Here is a 17,895-nt window from a genome sequence, read left to right on the forward strand (position 1 = left end):
CTGGCTAGCAATATTGGCGCGCTTGAGCAAGCAGGCGGCCTAGTTTTTGCCGCTGCCAACCGAGGCGTTCAGCCGCTCGATGGCTTCGTTCGTGATGTCGATGGCGTTTGCACTGACAAAAACCGACCGGCGTTCAAGGATCACGGCAGCGCCGGTATCGCGCATCAGCTCTTCCAGAACCGGGCCTGCGGCATTCAGGAATACCTCGCGTTCCTGATCCACAAGATCGTTCAGCGCACGGCCTTTGGTGGCTTGGGTCCGGCGGGTCAATTGTACTTTTTCATCAAAAGCATCGGCCAGTTCCCGAAAGGCTTCGGCGGTCATGGCCTTGCGTTGGATGGTCAGTTGTTCTTCCTCGGCCTCAAGGTCGCTTTCGATCGTGCGGTTTTCTGCGGACAGTTCGGCGCTTTTCGCGTCGATCTCGGCTGCAACGCGCAGGCCAAAGGCGCTTTCGTTAAAAACGCGGTCGGAATCGATTGTCAGGATCGGGCTTTGGATCACGCCGATCGGGGCCACAGGCGCAGCCGTTTGTTGCGAAAATCCCGGCCCCGTCAAAAATGACAGAGCCGGGATCAGGCATATTACGAATCTGGTCAGACGCATCTGGCGATCAGAAATCAGTTCTAAGAGTAATCTCGAACTTTTGTTCCTTATCAAAGGTTTCCTTTTTCAAGGCCTTTGACACGTTGAACTGGAGCGGCCCCACGGGGGTTTCCCAGAACAGGGACAGACCGACCACGTGACGGAATGAGCCGTCCTCGCCAACGATTGTGCCGCCGGTTGTGTTCACATCCGACAGATCCCAAAGATTGCCGACGTCATAGAACACACCGCCGGAAATCCCGTATTCCTCGGGCAGACCAACAGGGAATTCGGCTTCGAACCGGGCCACCACATAAAGGTTACCGCCAAGTGGATCGTCGAAACCTACGCTTTGATCGCGCGGGCCAATGCCACCGGCTTCAAAACCGCGCATGATCGACGGCCCAAGCACAAAGCGGTCAACCACACGGTTGGTGCCGCTGCTCCATGCCAATGCGCCGCCCTCAAGAGACGCACGCAGGGTGACTTCCTCGTTCAAGATCTTCTTTTCGCCGATGACCTTTGCCGCGGTTTTCACAAACTTCGAGTCACCACCCAGGCCGGCGAAATCCTGACCGAATTGCAGCAACACGCCGGATGTCGGGTCAATGCCGGTACGGCGGGTGTCATAGCTGTAGGTATAGCCGATCGTCGATGCGCTCTGCGCGCCGACGGCAATATCGTTGCCAATCACCGGACCATGCACAGGCACGTCACGGGCTATCATCTCGAAATCTTCATAGCCATAACGCAGTTGCAAACGCCCGTTTTCGCTGACGGGGAAAGACAGGCTCGGGCTGAAGTTGAACCGTTCGGAATCAAAGCTCGAGAAGGACGAATTGGTTTGGGCATAGTCAAGGTTCAGGCCAAATGCCACGTCACGCCCCAGCAGGCTGGGTTCAACAAAGCTAAGACCATACCGTTGGGCATCGGTCGCAGTACTGACCGCCAGCGTCAGCTTTTGCCCACGACCCATGAAGTTTTCCTCGGCAAAGCTGATCGCAAGACCAACCCCGTCCGCCGAAGAGAACGACCCACCAAAGTTCAGCGAGCCGGTTGGTTTTTCCTCGACGTTTACATCAATCACCACCTGTTCGGGGCTGGACCCCTCACGCGCGTTCACGTCTGCTGTTTCGAAATACCCAAGGGCCCGGATGCGTTCGGCACTGGCGCGAATTTCACGCGGGTTGAACGGGTCGCCTTCGACGCTGTCAAACTGGCGGCGCACAACGCGATCCATCGTGGTGGTGTTGCCTTCGATGTCGATCCGTTCGACAAAAACGCGCGGACCACGGGTAATGCGGTATTCCACATCCAATGTCTGTTCGCGGTCGTTGCGGGTGACCACGGGTTCGATGCGCATGAAATCAATGCCGTCCCGGATCGCCTGACGTTCCATCCGCGCGATATCGGTTTCAACCAATGTCGGGGAATAGACGCCACCCTGTTTGGATTTGATGATCTTTTGATATGCGGCGGCATCCACACCTTCGATGGTCGACGACACAGTCATTTCACCGAATTTGAACTGCTGGCCCTCTTGCACGTTGTACTGGACGAAATAGCCGTCACGTTCTTCGGTCAACTGGGCGTTCACCGCCGAAATGCGCATGTCGACATAGCCACGCGAGACATAGAAATCGCGCAGCATCTGTTTGTCGGCTTCGGTGCGATCCGCAACAAAGGTGTCACGCTTTACCAATATCCGGAAAAGCCCGGCCTGTTTGGTGCCCAATACCCGGCGCAAGCGGCGGTCGGAATAGACGCGGTTGCCGACAAAGCTCAGGCGTTCGATTTCGACATTGTCGCCTTCAAAGATTTCAAACACCAGATCGACGCGGTTCTGGCTGCGGCGGATGATCTTGGGCTGGACCCGTGCAGAGATACGGCCGTCGTTGCTATAGGCCTGTGCAATCGCATTCGCGTCTTTTTCGGCCTGGGTCGGGTTGAAAACACGGCGCGCATCGGAATCGATCACCGAGGCAAGCACCTCGTCCTTGATCCGGGCGTTGCCTTCAAAGCTGACGCGGTTGATTGTGGGGTATTCCACCACGGTGATCACCAAAGTGCCGCCGCGTGGCTCAATCGTCACAGATTCAAACAACCCGCTGGCTTGCAAGCGCTGGTATGCGTCGTTCAACTCTCCGCCCGACACCGCTTTTCCGCGTGCGATTCCTGCGCGGCTGAGCACGGCGCTGTCGCCGATCCGGTTATTGCCTTCGATCTGGATGGTGCTGAATGTGTATTCCTGCGCGTCCGCTGGTGAGCCTGGAACCATCCAAGCCACTGACATCATAACACAAAAGGAAGCGCCACGTAGCGATTTCGCAAATGTCGATGTCGCTGAGTTTCGGACGAAATTGTCCTGCCTGTTGGTACGCCCCATATTTCACACCCGTTTTTTAAATCTATTTTAAGTCTGACTAGACAAATTAACACGTGTTGTCAAAACCAAGAAGCCGATGATGCCCCTATATAAAGGCATCTATCGGCTTGTGGTCTCATCATCAGGTAGAAAAGCGGCAGGTTTAAAGCGATCCGAGGAACGCCCCGGCTGCCAAGGCAAAGGCCAGCGTGCCAAAATACAGGGCACGATCCCAGTTGAGATCAAGCAAAAGGCTGAGGCCCCGGCAGCTGGTTTTGATCGTCTGCATGAAATATTCCTTTGCGTGTTCCACAAAGGTCTAAATCCGCAATACGGCAAATTTTTGGCGAATTGTGGCGGAAATAAGGCGAAGGGATATTTTCCGATCTTACGGGCAGAAAATATCGTTCCCAAGGGCGAATACCATCAGACCCAGCACCAGCGTCAGGCCAATCGTCATCAATATCCGCAAGGCCCCATCACTGGGAGGCTTACCGGTTACGGCTTCGTAGGCATAAAACACCAGATGACCGCCATCCAGCGCCGGAATCGGGAAGAGGTTCAGGAGCCCCACCGCCGTGGACAGCACCGCGATGAAATAGATGAACGATTGCGCCCCTTGCGATGCCATTGCACCGGATGTCTGCGCGATCCCCACCGGACCGGACAGGTTGCAGGTGCTGATATTGCCGACGATCATGTGCTTGAGGCCGGAAATCGACCCTTGGATGATGCGGCCTGTGTTGGTCACCCCACCCCAAAGCGCCTCAAACACGCCGGGGGTTGTGGTGGCCGCGTCAAAGGCCGTGCCGCCGGCAATGCCGATGCGGGTCTGCGATTTGAACCCGCCATCGGGCTGGGGTTCGTCGATCACCTTGGGACGCATGGTAAATTCAAGGGTCTCTCCCTCGCGCCAGACGGTCAGCAGCACGGCCCGCCCCTCCGAGGCTTCTACGAATTTCTTAAGCTGGCTGAACGCAAAGATCGGCACGCCATCAATGGCAGTAATCACGTCACCCGCCATCAATCCTGCTTCGTAAGCGGCAGATTGCGGCATCACCTGTTTGACCAAAGTGGGCATCAGATAGGGGCCGGGCACAGTCATTTGCTGGCCATCGCGCATCACGTCGTAATCCAGCGGTTGCCCCAGCGGGACCGCGTCAAACGCATCGGAATAGGCCGTTTCATCATCCGCAGAGGGGATCGGAATTCCGGCAACCGACAGGATTTCATCGCCCGGTTGCAACTGTGACCCTTCAAACGGCAGCGCGCGCATCTCGCCCACGGTCAGCGGCTCCTTTGGCACACCGACCTGCAGGGCAATCACGAAAAAGATCAGGATCGACATGGCAAAGTTGAACACAGGACCGGCTGCAACCGTCGCCGCACGCGCCCATAGTGGGGCACCGTGCATGGTGCTGCGCAACCGGACAGGATCAACCTGAGCAGCCTCCATCGCGGCTTCGTCCTTGCCCGACGCGGCATTGGAATCGCCCGCGAATTTCACATAGCCGCCAAAGGGCAATGCCGCGATCTGCCAAACCGTGCCGCGTTTATCGACACGGCTGTACAACACCGGCCCGAACCCGAGCGAGAAAACATCGGCGTGAATGCCAGACCACCGCCCAACGATATAGTGGCCGTATTCATGGATCGCGACAATCACCGACAAGGCGATGACAAAGGCCAGCAACGTCCAGATCAGCCCGCCAAACTGCGGAATCAGTGCAAAAATGTCCAAAACGTTACCCTGCCCTTTTTGTGATGACGGCCTGCGCCGCTTCTCTTGCCAGATGGTCCACTTGTGCCACGTTATCAAGGGTCATGGTGGCATCAATAAGACCTGTGTCGGAATTTAGCTGTGTCAAAACGTCCTCGACGACCTCGGCCATTTGCGGAAACCGCAAGCGACCGTCGATAAATCCATCCAGCGCGGTTTCTTTGGCGGCGTTGAAAACAGCCCCCGCCATGCCACCGCGTTCCATCACCTCGCGGGCCAGACGCAGCGCGGGCCAGCGGATTTCATCCGGGGTGCGAAATTCGAAGCTGCCGATCTTGGCCAGATCCAGCCGTTCGACCGGCAAATGCTTGCGGTGCGGATGGTGCAGCGCAAAGCCGATGGCGTGGCGCATGTCAGGGGGGCCGACATGGGCCATCAACGCCCCGTCGTTAAAGCCGACCAGCGCATGGATCATGGATTGCGGATGTACCAACACCTCGATACGCGCGGGGTCGATATTGAAAAACTCATGGGTTTCAATGACTTCCATCGCTTTGTTAAACATGGAAGCGCTGTCGATCGTGATCCGCTGCCCCATGTCCCAATTCGGATGGCTAGAGGCCTGATCCAGTGTGGCATCGGCCAGTTTCTCAAGCGGCCAATCGCGAAACGCCCCCCCGCTGGCGGTGATGATGATGCGTTCGACGGCGGCCATATCCTCGCCGATCAGGGCCTGAAAGATCGCGGAATGTTCGCTGTCCACAGGCAGGATCGCGGCACCGTGGGTCTGGGCGGTTTCCAGCATCAGCCGACCGGCACAGACCAGCGATTCCTTGTTGGCCAGCGCCAGTGTGGCGCCTTGTTTCAACGCCTCAACGCCGGGGGCCAGACCTGCGGCACCGACGATTGCCGACATCACCCAATCCGCGGGGCGGGTCGCGGCTTCGCGGATGGCATTAGTCCCGGCGGCGGCGCGCACCCCGCTGCCCTGCAAGGCCGCGCGCAGATCATCCAACCGTGCGTCATGGGCGGTGATCGCAATATCGGCACCCAGATCGATGGCATCCGCCGCAAGCTGCGCAATATTGCCCGCGCCGGTCAGGGCCACCACATCATAGTCGTCTGGGGCACGCCGGATCAGGTCAATGGTGTTTTGCCCGATTGAACCGGTCGCCCCGAAGATACTTACCCGACGTTTCATGCCGGATCAGTTCAGGGTTGGCGTGATGGTCAGAAACTGGCCGATGATCAGCAGGAACAAGGCTGCGCCCAACATGCCGTCAAACCGGTCCAGCAAACCGCCGTGACCGGGGATCAAGTTAGAGCTGTCCTTGGCCCCGACCCGCCGTTTCATACCGGATTCGGCCATATCGCCCATCTGGGACGCCATGGACACCGCGATCGACACCCCGACAAGCTGCATCCCGATGCCGGTGTTGATCGAAAACACATAGCCGACAATTGCCGCACCGACCCAACCGGCAGCGGTGCCGGACCAGGTTTTCTTGGGGCTGACACGGGGCCAGAACTTGGGCCCGCCAATCGCACGACCGGCGAAATATCCCACAACATCCGTGACAACGACCACCAACACCAGCCACATCATCCAGCCAAAGCCATAGCCATCGCGCAGTTGCACCAGACCAAAGCCCGCAAGCAGGATCAGGACGGTAAAACACATAAAGATCGTGCGGTGTTTGGCAAGCTGGCCGAACCCGACCAGCGCAGGGGCCAGCAAGACCGGCAGCGCAAATCCGATTGGCAGATATATCGCCGCCAAGGTGGCACCGCCCACCAGCAGGCCCATCTGGATCTTGGTGCCCGGTTGGTCGGGGCTTAGCATGCCCACCAGTTCCCAGGCCATCAAACCGCAGATGATCGCGACCAGCACATGAAAAATATGCCCGCCCATAAAAATACCGGCAAGGCCGATGACGACCATTGCGGCCGCTGACCCCAGACGTGCTGCAAGGTCAGACCACTTGTCCGATTTATCAGTCATAAGCTGCATCCTTTTGTGCCGGTCATGGTTTCACGGCACCAAAACGCCGGTCCCTGCCTCCGAAAGAAGCGCAGAGTTCGCCAAATTCGGCCTTTGAGAAGTCGGGCCAGAGCGTGTCGATAAATTCATATTCCGCATAGGCCGACTGCCACAGCAAAAAGTTGGAAATCCGCGCCTCGCCGCTGGTGCGGATCACCAGATCGGGGTCGGGCAAGACATGGGTGTCCAGATACCGCGGCAGGGTTTCCTCGTCCACATCCTCGGGGGCCAAAAGCCCGGCAGCCACATCATGGGCCAGCCGTTGGGTCGCGCGGGCAACCTCGTCGCGGCCGCCGTAATTCAACGCGATTGTCAGATGAACGCGGGTGTTGCACTCGGTTTCTTGTTCCAGATCGTTCATCAGCTTGATCAGTTTGTCATCCAGCTTGACCCGGTCACCGATAAAACGCACGCGCACGCCTTCGGCCTTGAGCGCCCTTGTTTCTTTGGTGATGTAGCGCCGGAACAGGCTCATCAGGCCGGCCACTTCGACTTGCGTGCGTTTCCAGTTCTCGGTCGAAAAGGCAAAGATCGTCAGGTATTCCACCCCGAAATCGGGACAGGCTTCGACGATTTCGCGCACCCGCTTGGCACCGGCGTGATGGCCGAACAGGCGTGGCCTGCCGCGCTGCGTTGCCCAACGGCCGTTCCCATCCATAATGATCGCCACATGACGCGGTGCCCCTGGAACCAGTTCAGACGTTGGGTTGGACGCGGCAGGCATCAAACTTGCATGATCTCGGCTTGTTTCGTTTCAAGCTGTTCGTCGATCATGGCGATGTATTTGTTCGTCAAATTCTGAACTTCGCCTTCCCAGACCTTTTGGTCATCTTCGGACATGCCGTCAGCCTTGGCTTTTTTGATCTGGTCCATGCCGTCGCGGCGGATGTTGCGAATGGAGACGCGGGCGTTTTCGCTGTACTGGCCGGCAACCTTGGTCAGTTGGGTGCGGCGTTCTTCGTTCAATTCCGGGATCGGCAGCATGATGATCGTGCCGTTCAGCTGCGGGTTGATGCCCAGACCGGATTCGCGGATCGCTTTTTCGACTTTGCCAACCAGCCCTTTGTCCCAGACGTTGATCGTAACCATCCGAGGCTCGGGGACGTTGACGGTGCCAACCTGGTTGATCGGTGTCTTGGTGCCATAGGCATCCACCATCACCGGCTCCAGCATCGACGCCGACGCGCGGCCTGTGCGCAATGACGCGAATTCGGTGCGCAAAGAAGCAATTGCGCCATCCATGCGCCGCTGCAGATCGTCGGTATCCAGCATAAAATCGTCTGACATGATGTCCCCGGTGGTTTGGTATCTGTTAAAAGTTCAATCGATATAGCGGCAACAGTCCCCCATTGTATAGAGAGAGCTGCGCGCGCCCTTGATCCTGCGTTATCCCTGGACCCGCGTATAGGTGCCCTGACCCGCCAGAATGCCCCGGAAACCGCCCGGTTCATCCAGCGAGAATACGATGATCGGCAGGTTGTTGTCGCGCGCCAGTGCGATGGCCGACGCATCCATAACCCCAAGCCGCTTTTGCAGCACGTCGTCATAGCTGACCGTGTCATAGCGTTTGGCATCGGCGAATTTTGCCGGGTCTTTGTCGTATACCCCGTCAACCTTGGTGCCCTTAAAGATCGCCTCGCAGGCCATTTCATTGGCGCGCAGGGTCGCGGCGGTGTCGGTGGTGAAATAAGGGTTGCCGGTGCCGGCGGCAAAAATGCACACGCGTTTCTTCTCAAGGTGGCGCACGGCGCGGCGGCGGATATAGGGTTCGGCGACTTCGTTCATGGTGATCGCGGAAATCACACGGGTGTGGATGTCCAGCTCCTCGAGCGCGGATTGCATGGCCAGCGCGTTCATGACGGTGGCAAGCATCCCCATATAGTCGGCCGTGGTGCGTTCCATGCCCTGCGCGCTGCCCTGAAGGCCGCGAAAGATGTTGCCGCCGCCGATGACCATACAAATCTCGACACCCAGATCATGCACCGATTTGACTTCGCGCGCGATCCGCTGGACTGTTGGCGGATGCAGGCCGAACCCCTGATCCCCCATCAAAGCCTCCCCCGAAATCTTGAGCATCACCCGTTTGAATGTCACTTTAGGGAGGTCATCTGTCATGGGGGCACCTTTCGAGGGTGAGAGAAGGGTTTTCTTTGCGGTGTAAAATGTCGCAAATAGCAGAAATGTTCAATGCTCCGTCAAAGGTCCGTGCAAAGAAATGCAACTAAGCCCCCTCACGTCTGTCGATGCAGTGCTTGCAACCGTTGATCCTGCCTTGCCGGTGTTGATCGCGGGGCCGACGGCGTCGGGCAAATCCGCCCTTGCCTTGGCGCTGGCCGAAACCCAGGGCGGTGTGATCGTCAATGCCGATGCCAGTCAGGTCTATTCATGCTGGCGGGTGATTTCGGCGCGCCCTTCCATCGAGGAAGAAATGCGCGCCAAGCATCTGTTATACGGTCATATTTCGGCGGACCAACCCTATTCCGTCGGGCATTGGTTGCGGGAACTCAACGAGATTTTGCAGCAAGGGATCAGGCCGATTATTGTGGGGGGCACGGGGCTCTATTTCGGGGCCTTGACCCAAGGGTTGGCCGATATCCCCGCCACCCCTGATGCGGTGCGTGCCGAGGCAAACCAAATGACCCGCGAGGCGATGCTTGCCCAGCTTGATCAGCAGACCGCGGCCCGGTTGGACCTGAACAACCCCATGCGGGTGCAACGCGCCTGGGAGGTACTGAGCGCAACGGGCCGCGGTCTGGCCGACTGGCAGGCCAACACCCCGCCGCCGATGCTGCCATTAAGCGCCTGCACCGCCATTGCCGTGGATGCCGATAAGGATTGGTTGAACAAGCGCATCATCCAACGGTTCGACCAGATGCTGGATCAAGGGGCGCTGGACGAGGTGGCCGCCGTGCGCCCCGATTATGACCCCGCCCTGCCCGCGCACCGCGCCATTGGCGTGCCGGAGTTGATGGCCTATCTTGAAGGGCGCACGGATTTGGACACGGCGCGCGAAAGCGCGATCATCGCAACCCGCCGATATGCCAAACGTCAACGCACGTGGTTGCGCAATAACACCCAAGCCTGGCGGTCATACCGTCCGTCATAGGCATATCACCGATTTCACAAATATAACTTTTATTTGCCGCCTAACTGTATAATGCTGGGCTCAGCTTTAATATATGCGATGTTTGTTGGATAATGAATCTTAGCTCCGTCCGGATACTCTCGCTTGCCCAACTGTCTCAGGGACAGGATTGGCGGATGGTGCTGTGCCATGATATGCCGTCGCATCTTCTGATATGGATCACACGCGGTCAAGGATTGTTGCAACTGGATGGCCAGCGCCGGGGGCTAGGCGCGCATAACGCGGTTTTCATCCCCGCGCAGTCGTTGTTTTCAATGGAACTGGGCCGTCAGGGCATCGGACAGGCTGTCGTTATTCCGGACGGCACCCCCCTGCGTTTGCCGCAGGTGCCACGGCATTTGCGGATCAGGGATGTGCAGGCGCAGACTGAATTGACCGGATTGGTCGAGGCCGCGCAACGCGAACAACAAGCCTCGCGGCCCCTGTCCGGTGATGCGCTTGAGGGCCACGCCGCGCTGATGTCGGTGTGGTTACGGCGCCAGATCATGCAGGATGAACATATTCCGGACCGCCGCAGCGCAGGTGTCAGGCTTAGCGCACGGTTTTGCAAAATGGTGTCCGATAGATATGCAACCGGTGCCCCCATGGCCACCTATGCCGAAGCGCTGGATGTGACCCCGACCCATCTGACCCGCGCTGTCAAAGCGGCCACCGGCAAAACCGCGGCTGATATCCTGACAGAACGCGTCGTCTATGAAGCGCGGGTTTTGCTTGGCACGACAGATCATTCGGCGCAAAGCATCGCGCGGCATCTGGGCTTTGGGTCCGCTGCCTATTTCACGCGGTTCATTCAACACCACACGGGCAAGCCCCCCAGCAAGCTGCGGGCGGCCAAAACGGCGTGACCTGAACGGGGTGCATGTCGCAAATAGAATGGCCGGATGTCGCAAACTAATCGTGAAACGCCGAAAGCCGACATTGACCTTGCCCGCCAACTCGTGCCTCATGGGGGCATTAAGGTGCCGCCGCGAAATCCCGATCCTTCGCATAATGAGCACCAAGGGAGACCAGCAGCGCGTCTAAGTGGCCAAAGGCCCGACGACGTGCGGCGCAGAAAATCACATTGGGCTGACACGCCCGAAATTTCGGTTGGGCGCGGGTCGTCTGCCGCGCAATAGGGATGTTCCATGGGGATTTTCATTCTGCGCCGTCTGGGCGTGATGCTTTTGACAGCGCTTTGTCTGACATTCATCGTTTTTTGGTTAACCAATCTTTACCCCAATCTGGAAAAACTGGCCAAGACCCAAGGCAACTTTCGCATGTCGGACGAGGCGGTTACCAGCTATCTTGAAAACCGCGGTTATTTGCAGCCCACACCGGCCAAATTCGGGCAATGGCTGGGCGTTGTGCCCGGCTGGATCACCGAAGCCGAGAGCGGCAAGGTAACCGGACGCTGCTTTACCAGCGACACCCCGGTCGACGACCGCCCCAGATTTTGCGGGATCTTGCAGGGGGACTGGGGGTTTTCGACTGTTTTCAAAGAAGACGTTGGCCCCACGGTGCTGACCCGTCTGGCGCTGACGGGCAAGCTGATGCTGTGCGTTTTGCTGCTGATGGTGCCTTCGGCGTTGATTGTGGGCGTGCTGGCGGGGATGCGCGAAGGGTCGCGGCTGGACCGGTCGCTGTCGACCTTTTCAATCGCCACAACCGCCACCCCTGAATATGTGTCGGGCGTTATCTTTATCGCGGTTCTGGCGTCCTCGCGGTTTGGCCTATCGCCGTGGCTGGCCGACATGGGCTGGATCGACGGGAAAACCCTGTTTCTGGGCTCTGCCACCTCCGCGATGGAGGACGCGACATTCTGGAACTTCTTTCTGCCTGTGCTGACGATCTCGCTTTACGGGATGGGCTATATCGCGCGGATGACGCGGGCCTCGATGACCGAGGTGATGACCGCACAATATATCCGCACAGCGCGGCTCAAGGGGGTCAAGTTCAGCGATATCGTTTTGAAACACGCCTTGCGCAACGCCCTGATCGCGCCCTTCACGGTGATCATGCTGCAAATTCCGTGGCTCTTGAACGGGGTCGTCATCGTGGAAACCCTGTTCAATTACAAAGGCTTCGGCTGGCTGCTGGTTCAGGCCGCATCGAATAACGATATTGAGCTGCTTCTGGCTGTCTCTGTCGTCTCTGTCATCGTGGTTCTGGTCACACAGCTGATTTCCGACATCGGCTATGTGTTTTTGAACCCGCGCATTCGCATCACATAAAGAAAGGGCAAGGACATGGAAACTTTGACATGGACAGGCTCGATGGGATGGCTGAACCCGGTGCTGGGATTGGCCGTCGGGGTTATGGTGGTCGCCTATGCGCTGCAAATCCTGATGTCACTCATTCCCGATGCCCAAATACGCACCGTCGGGTCCGGCGGGGTTACCGCCGCAAGCCAGGGGGTATCGGGGCTGTTGGGCCGTCTTGGCGGCTACGGGTTTCTGGCCGCAATCGGCATTTTACTGGTCTACCTGTTGGCAGGGGTCATAATCGGACCCGCAGCGGGAATATTTGGCGGATTGGCACAGCAATTATTGCCGGTCTGGATCGCGCTTGTGGTGCTGTTTGCCCTGTCGTTCACCTTCAAGCGCAGGCTGGGGCTGTACGGCAAGCTTTTCGACAGCACCGTGGGGATGATCGGTTTCGGTCTGGTGATGTTCTGGGTATTTGCAGGAGTTTTCGGGGGCGTCTTTGACATGCTGATCACCCATGACAGCCTGAGCCAGGTGTCGGGGATGAAGAACAAACTGCCCGGCACGCCTTTGGCGCGGGCAGAACCGGAGGATTATCAATGGTTTCTGCTGGGCGGTGACAACCTTGCCCGTGACGTGTTCAGCCGGTTGATCAAAGGGTCGTGGGTCGTGGTGCAGATCGCGCCGATGGCCACTTTGTTTGCCTTTATGGTCGGGATCACGCTGGGCCTGCCTGCGGGGTATTACGGCGGCAAACTGGATGTGTTCCTGAGCTTTCTGGCGAACCTGATCCTCGCCTTTCCGGTGATCTTGCTGTTCTATCTGCTGGTCACGCCCGAGATCGTGCTGACCGGTATCCCGAATTACATGGCGCTGGTTTTGTTCATCTTTCCGCTGGTGTTTCTGGCCGTGCTGCTGAATTCGCGCTTTTACACGCAACCGTCCTTGCGCACGCCCTTGCTGATTGTGGTGCTGGGCATTGCGGGATGGCTGTATCTGTCGCTGGTGTCGACCGACGGGGCGATTGTGGATGCGCCCACCTACCGCCTGCCCGGCCTGCCCGCGTTTATGGATCTGTTCGACATTGATCCCGGTGTGCTGGTGGTGTTCGTGTCGGTGGTTTTCGTGAACGCGCCCACAGTCTTCAGAATTGTGCGCGGCCTCGCGCTGGACATCAAAACCCGCGACTACGTGGCCGCCGCCCAGACCCGTGGCGAAGGCCCGTGGTACATCATGCTTTGGGAAATCCTGCCCAATGCGCGCGGGCCGCTGATCGTCGATTTCTGTTTGCGCATCGGCTATACCACGATCCTTTTGGGGACCTTGGGGTTCTTTGGGCTGGGGTTGGAATCGGAAAGCCCGGATTGGGGCACCACGATCAACGCGGGCCGGCGTTTGCTGGCGCTCTATCCCCATGCCGCGATTGCGCCGGCGGTGGCACTGCTGAGCCTTGTTTTGGGGTTGAACCTGTTGGCGGATGGTTTGCGCGAGGAAAGTTTGCGCGATTGATATGAGGACGGGACCGGGGGCCAGCCCCCGGAGACCCCCGGGATTTTGGACCATTTGGAAGCAGGGTTTGCGACCAGCCGGTCAAGGGAGACGGACCATGGCGAAGCTTGAGTATGACGGCCCTATTCTGGAGATCGACAAACTGTCGATTTCGTTTTTCACGCGGCTGCGCGAAATTCCTGCGGTGATGGATTTTTCGGTCTCGGTGAAACCCGGCGAAGCGGTGGGTTTGGTGGGCGAATCCGGGTGTGGCAAATCAACGGTGGCGCTTGGGATTATGCAGGATCTGGGCGTGAACGGCCGGGTTGTCGGCGGGTCGATCAAGTTCAAGGGGCGCGATCTGGCCGAGATGAGCGATGAGGAGCTGCGCGATATTCGCGGCAGCCAGATCGCGATGATCTATCAAGAGCCGATGGCGTCGCTGAACCCTGCGATGCGGATCGGGCGGCAGTTGATGGAAGTGCCGATGATCCATTCCGGCATGTCCGAAAGTGACGCCCGTGCCCGCGCCTTGCAGGTGGTGACGGATGTGAAGCTGCCCGACCCCGAGCGGATATTGAAGGCCTATCCGCATCAATTGTCCGGCGGGCAGCAGCAGCGCATCGTGATCGCCATGGCCTTGATGTCGGAGCCGGCCTTGTTGATTCTGGATGAACCCACCACGGCGCTGGATGTCACGGTCGAGGCGGCGGTGGTCGAACTGGTCAAGGATCTGGGCAAGAAATACGGCACCTCGATGCTGTTCATCTCGCATAACCTTGGGCTGGTGTTGGAAACCTGTGACCGGATTTGCGTGATGTATTCGGGCGAAGCGGTTGAACGCGGGTCGATCGAGGATGTGTTCGACGAGATGCAGCACCCCTATACGCAGGCCTTGTTCCGGTCGATCCCCCTGCCCGGTGCCGACAAGAACGCGCGCCCGCTGATCGCCATCCCCGGCAACTTCCCCCTGCCCCACGAGCGGCCAACGGGGTGCAACTTTGGCCCGCGTTGCGATTATTTCGAGGCCGGGCGCTGTGATCAGGGGCCGATCCTGATGGAGGACGTGCCCGGCAACGAGCGCCATGCCACGCGCTGTTTGAGATATCAGGAAATCGACTGGAAAGCGCCGCTGGAGCTGGCCGAGGTCAAGACCAAGGGCGAGATTGGCAGGGTTGTCCTGAAGATGGACAAGCTGAAGAAATACTATGAGGTGGCGGCAAATTCGATGTTTGGCGGATCGGCCAGGAAGGTCGTGAAAGCCAATGAAGAATTAAGCTTTGAGGCGCGCGAATCCGAGACTTTGGCGATTGTGGGTGAATCCGGATGTGGCAAATCCACCTTTGCCAAGGTGTTGATGGGCTTGGAAACCGCAACATCGGGTCAGGTGTTGCTGGATGATATCGACATTGGCGGCGTCCCGATCGAGGAGCGGACCACGCAAAACGTGGCAGACATCCAGATGGTGTTCCAAAACCCGTTCGACACGTTGAACCCGTCGATGACCGTCGGGCGCCAGATCATCCGCGCGCTCGAGATTTTCCGGATCGGCAAGAACGAAAAGGAACGTCGCCAGCGCATGTTAGAGCTGCTTGATCTGGTGAAACTGCCGCGCGAGTTTGCGGGCCGTATGCCGCGCCAGTTGTCGGGTGGGCAAAAGCAGCGTGTGGGCATTGCCCGCGCCTTTGCCGGGGATGCGCGGATTGTGGTGGCCGATGAACCTGTGTCGGCCCTTGATGTATCGGTGCAGGCGGCGGTGACCGATCTGCTGATGGAAATCCAGCGCGAACAGAAAACCACCTTGCTGTTCATCAGCCATGATCTGAGCATCGTGCGCTATCTGTCGGATCGGGTGATGGTGATGTATCTGGGCCATGTGGTGGAACTGGGCACCACGGATCAGGTGTTTTCGCCGCCCTACCACCCCTATACGGAGGCGCTTTTGTCTGCCGTTCCGATTGCCGACACGCGGGTGAAAAAGAAACATATCGTGCTTGAGGGGGATGTGCCCTCTGCCATGAACCCGCCGCCGGGCTGTCCGTTCCAGACGCGCTGCCGGTGGAAATCACAGGTTTCGGGCGATCTGTGTGAAACGGTGGTGCCGACATTGCGCAGCGTTGCGGAGGGGCATCAGGTGAAATGCCATCTGACCGACGCGCAACTGGCGGAAATGGAGCCGGTGATCGAGATTAACGTCGCCGCAGAGTGAAGGCCCCAGACTAAAGGCCGCAGAATAAGCCAGGGGCGGCCGATGCATCTGCACCGACCGCCCCTGTTGTTTTAATTTGGTTGCCTTTGAAGGGCTGGTTACTTTTTGTAAACTGTATCCAGCTGGCGCACGATCACGTCGGCAAAACCAAGAATCATCGCGTTATAGAAATCTTCCTCGGAAGGTTGCACACCAATGAAGCCTTCGGGAATGACCTGTTCAGCCGGATAGGCCGCAACATTCACCGGAAAGCTTTGCGAACCGATGCTGTTGTTATCGTCCGAAATCACCACAACGCCGGCGATTTCGTTGAAACCTTCGATTGAGGTCAACATCGGGTTACCGTTCAAGGAAACGCTCCGCAAATCTACCTTGATCGTTGGCAGGCTGGCATCGGAGCCAAATTTCACACGGGTCGAGATGGCTTGCTGCAGATCGGTTGCGATCTCGGGGAAAACCTCAAGGGCGTTTGTGTCTTCGGCGGCCTCAAGGCCCGCTTCGACGGTGACTTCGGAGAAAATAATCTCTTCATTGGCGAAGGCGGCTGCCGACATGGCTGCAAGGCTGACCGAAGTTGCCAGAACAATACTTTTTACTGAGTTAAACATTTCATAGTCCTTATCGTCTTGCTTGCACGCAGGGGCGTTGCTGCCCGGATTGCGTTCTGCAGTATCAACATTGGATAAGGGTGTTTGGTTCCGTCCTTGCGCAGCCTATTATTGCGAAGGGCGCGGGGCGCATCAAGAGTTGTCTTTAAATCAATGTCTTACAGCCCGGCGATAACCTTGACGTAATTCTTGGTTTCCTTGAACGGGGGGATGCCGCCGTATTTCTTCACGGCACCTGGGCCTGCGTTATAGGCGGCAAGGGCCAGCTTCCAATTGCCAAATGCGCGAAACTGAAGCTTGAGATAGCGCGCGCCGCCATCAAGGTTTTGGTACGGGTCAGACGGATCAACGCGCAACACCCGCGCGGTTTCCGGCATTAACTGCGCCAGTCCCAAGGCCCCTTTGTGGGATTTCGCGGACGGGTTCCAGCCGCTTTCCTGTTGGACAAGACGCAAGAACAAATCTTCGGGGATGGCGTGGCGGCGGGCGGCTTCGCGGGCCATGCTGTGGTACTGGCCCTTATACTTGCCCTTGTATTTCGGCACGTCCCATTTGGTCGGGGTGACAACGCGGGTAGGTTGCAACCGAACCGACGCCGCATATTGTTTGGACGCGCGGGTATCGAGCAGTTTTTTCTGCGAGGCAAACAGCTTGGAGCGGCTCTTGGACGAGAAAACTTCGGCGGCGACGGGGCTGGAAACCAACCCTACGCAGCACAATGTCATGATGATGAATTTTTTCACGAAGCCCCCAAAGCAGCCTGATTTCGCAAAACATAGCAAGATGGCCCAATTGCGCCACCCTTTTATCGCCACTTGCGGGGGTGTGATCGCGCAATAAGCGATCCTTTGCCCTGTTTCTTGGAGGCGGCACTGGTATAACGTCGTCCAACGCAAGGGCCTGCGGGATTCGCAGCACCCTTCCAACCTCATAGCAGACAGGGGGCATCATGGCCGGCTCAGTGAATAAAGTGATCCTTATTGGCAACCTGGGGCGCGATCCCGAGGTGCGTTCCTTCCAGAATGGCGGCAAAGTGTGCAACCTGCGCATCGCGACCTCTGAAACCTGGAAAGACCGCAACACAGGTGAACGCCGCGAAAAGACCGAATGGCACACCGTGGCCATCTTTCAGGAAGGGCTTGTGCGCATCGCCGAGCAGTACCTGAAAAAGGGCTCCAAGGTATATATCGAAGGGCAGTTGCAGACCCGCAAGTGGCAGGACCAATCCGGTGCCGACCGCTATAGCACCGAAGTCGTGCTGCAGGGCTTTGGCGGCACATTGACCATGCTGGACGGCCCGTCCGGTGGCGGTTCCGGTGGTGGTGGCGGTGGCGGCTATGACAGCGGCCCATCCGATCCGGGCGGTTATGGCGGCGGCTACGATTCCGGCCCCTCCAGCAGCGGTGGCGGTTCCAGCAGTGGCGGTGGCGGCGGCGGTGGCCGGTCCTCGCGCGATCTGGATGATGAAATCCCGTTTTAATCGGGCGCAGCTGTGCTGGGTCTGACACGGTCAGACGCAGCGCAGCGTGATGGTTGGTGTGATACGCCAGA

17 protein-coding genes are annotated in these 17,895 nt (G+C 58.2%); 6 read left to right on the forward strand and 11 right to left on the reverse strand.

Annotation, left to right across the window (positions count from 1 at the left end; all coding sequences use genetic code 11):
• Positions 1-39: 39 nt before the first annotated feature.
• From HGT1_RS10575 to pyrH, 9 genes are all read right to left on the reverse strand, one after another.
• Entirely contained in the window at positions 40-603 is a 564-nt protein-coding gene (locus HGT1_RS10575; RefSeq protein ID WP_176249911.1) for an OmpH family outer membrane protein, read from the reverse strand.
• A gap of 7 nt (positions 604-610) precedes the next feature.
• Positions 611-2,860: an outer membrane protein assembly factor BamA gene (gene bamA, locus HGT1_RS10580; RefSeq protein WP_255200167.1), complete on the reverse strand. Its 2,250-nt coding sequence runs from the start codon at positions 2,858-2,860 to the stop codon at positions 611-613.
• Positions 2,861-3,110: 250 nt separating this feature from the next.
• Complete coding sequence (locus HGT1_RS18310) at positions 3,111-3,236, reverse strand: hypothetical protein (protein WP_255200168.1); 126 nt, start codon at positions 3,234-3,236, stop codon at positions 3,111-3,113.
• Between the two features lie 99 nt (positions 3,237-3,335).
• Complete coding sequence (gene rseP, locus HGT1_RS10585; RefSeq protein ID WP_176249913.1) at positions 3,336-4,688, reverse strand: RIP metalloprotease RseP; 1,353 nt, start codon at positions 4,686-4,688, stop codon at positions 3,336-3,338.
• A gap of 4 nt (positions 4,689-4,692) precedes the next feature.
• The gene (gene dxr / locus HGT1_RS10590) at positions 4,693-5,868 is read right to left on the reverse strand and encodes a 1-deoxy-D-xylulose-5-phosphate reductoisomerase (protein ID WP_176249914.1); all 1,176 of its coding nucleotides are present in this window, start codon (positions 5,866-5,868) and stop codon (positions 4,693-4,695) included.
• 6 nt (positions 5,869-5,874) lie between these two features.
• Entirely contained in the window at positions 5,875-6,669 is a 795-nt protein-coding gene (locus tag HGT1_RS10595; RefSeq protein ID WP_176249915.1) for a phosphatidate cytidylyltransferase, read from the reverse strand.
• Between the two features lie 22 nt (positions 6,670-6,691).
• Entirely contained in the window at positions 6,692-7,432 is a 741-nt protein-coding gene (uppS, locus tag HGT1_RS10600; RefSeq protein ID WP_176249916.1) for a polyprenyl diphosphate synthase, read from the reverse strand.
• Positions 7,432-7,995, reverse strand: a complete 564-nt coding sequence (gene frr / locus HGT1_RS10605) for a ribosome recycling factor (RefSeq protein ID WP_176249917.1) — start codon at positions 7,993-7,995, stop codon at positions 7,432-7,434. The genes uppS and frr overlap by 1 nt, the downstream gene beginning before the upstream one ends.
• Positions 7,996-8,094: 99 nt before the next feature.
• Positions 8,095-8,823 carry a UMP kinase gene (pyrH, locus tag HGT1_RS10610; protein ID WP_176249918.1) on the reverse strand — a complete coding sequence of 243 codons (729 nt, stop codon included), beginning with the start codon at positions 8,821-8,823 and terminating at the stop codon, positions 8,095-8,097.
• Between the two features lie 100 nt (positions 8,824-8,923).
• On the opposite strand from pyrH, the gene miaA reads away from it, so the two are divergent.
• The 5 genes from miaA to HGT1_RS10635 all read left to right on the forward strand — a co-directional run bounded on the left by miaA (position 8,924) and on the right by HGT1_RS10635 (position 15,736).
• Positions 8,924-9,814 carry a tRNA (adenosine(37)-N6)-dimethylallyltransferase MiaA gene (miaA, locus tag HGT1_RS10615; RefSeq protein ID WP_176249919.1) on the forward strand — a complete coding sequence of 297 codons (891 nt, stop codon included), beginning with the start codon at positions 8,924-8,926 and terminating at the stop codon, positions 9,812-9,814.
• A 92-nt stretch (positions 9,815-9,906) separates the two neighbouring features.
• Positions 9,907-10,698, forward strand: coding sequence for an AraC family transcriptional regulator (locus HGT1_RS10620; RefSeq protein WP_176249920.1), 792 nt, complete (start codon positions 9,907-9,909; stop codon positions 10,696-10,698).
• A gap of 282 nt (positions 10,699-10,980) precedes the next feature.
• Positions 10,981-12,066, forward strand: a complete 1,086-nt coding sequence (locus HGT1_RS10625; RefSeq protein WP_176249921.1) for an ABC transporter permease — start codon at positions 10,981-10,983, stop codon at positions 12,064-12,066.
• 15 nt (positions 12,067-12,081) lie between these two features.
• Entirely contained in the window at positions 12,082-13,548 is a 1,467-nt protein-coding gene (locus HGT1_RS10630; RefSeq protein WP_176249922.1) for an ABC transporter permease, read from the forward strand.
• Between the two features lie 97 nt (positions 13,549-13,645).
• Positions 13,646-15,736, forward strand: a complete 2,091-nt coding sequence (locus HGT1_RS10635) for an ABC transporter ATP-binding protein (RefSeq protein WP_176249923.1) — start codon at positions 13,646-13,648, stop codon at positions 15,734-15,736.
• Between the two features lie 98 nt (positions 15,737-15,834).
• Here the strand turns inward: HGT1_RS10635 and HGT1_RS10640 are convergent, their stop codons facing one another.
• Positions 15,835-16,344: a hypothetical protein gene (locus HGT1_RS10640; RefSeq protein WP_176249924.1), complete on the reverse strand. Its 510-nt coding sequence runs from the start codon at positions 16,342-16,344 to the stop codon at positions 15,835-15,837.
• A gap of 158 nt (positions 16,345-16,502) precedes the next feature.
• Positions 16,503-17,069 (reverse strand): lytic transglycosylase domain-containing protein, encoded by a 567-nt coding sequence (locus tag HGT1_RS10645; RefSeq protein WP_176250217.1) that lies wholly within the window; start codon positions 17,067-17,069, stop codon positions 16,503-16,505.
• Between the two features lie 224 nt (positions 17,070-17,293).
• On the opposite strand from HGT1_RS10645, the gene HGT1_RS10650 reads away from it, so the two are divergent.
• On the forward strand, positions 17,294-17,824 hold the full coding sequence (locus tag HGT1_RS10650) for a single-stranded DNA-binding protein (RefSeq protein WP_176249925.1): 531 nt from the start codon (positions 17,294-17,296) through the stop codon (positions 17,822-17,824).
• The last annotated feature ends 71 nt before the right edge of the window (positions 17,825-17,895 follow it).

The organism is Sulfitobacter sp. HGT1 (assembly GCF_013282155.1).
GTDB lineage: Bacteria > Pseudomonadota > Alphaproteobacteria > Rhodobacterales > Rhodobacteraceae > Sulfitobacter.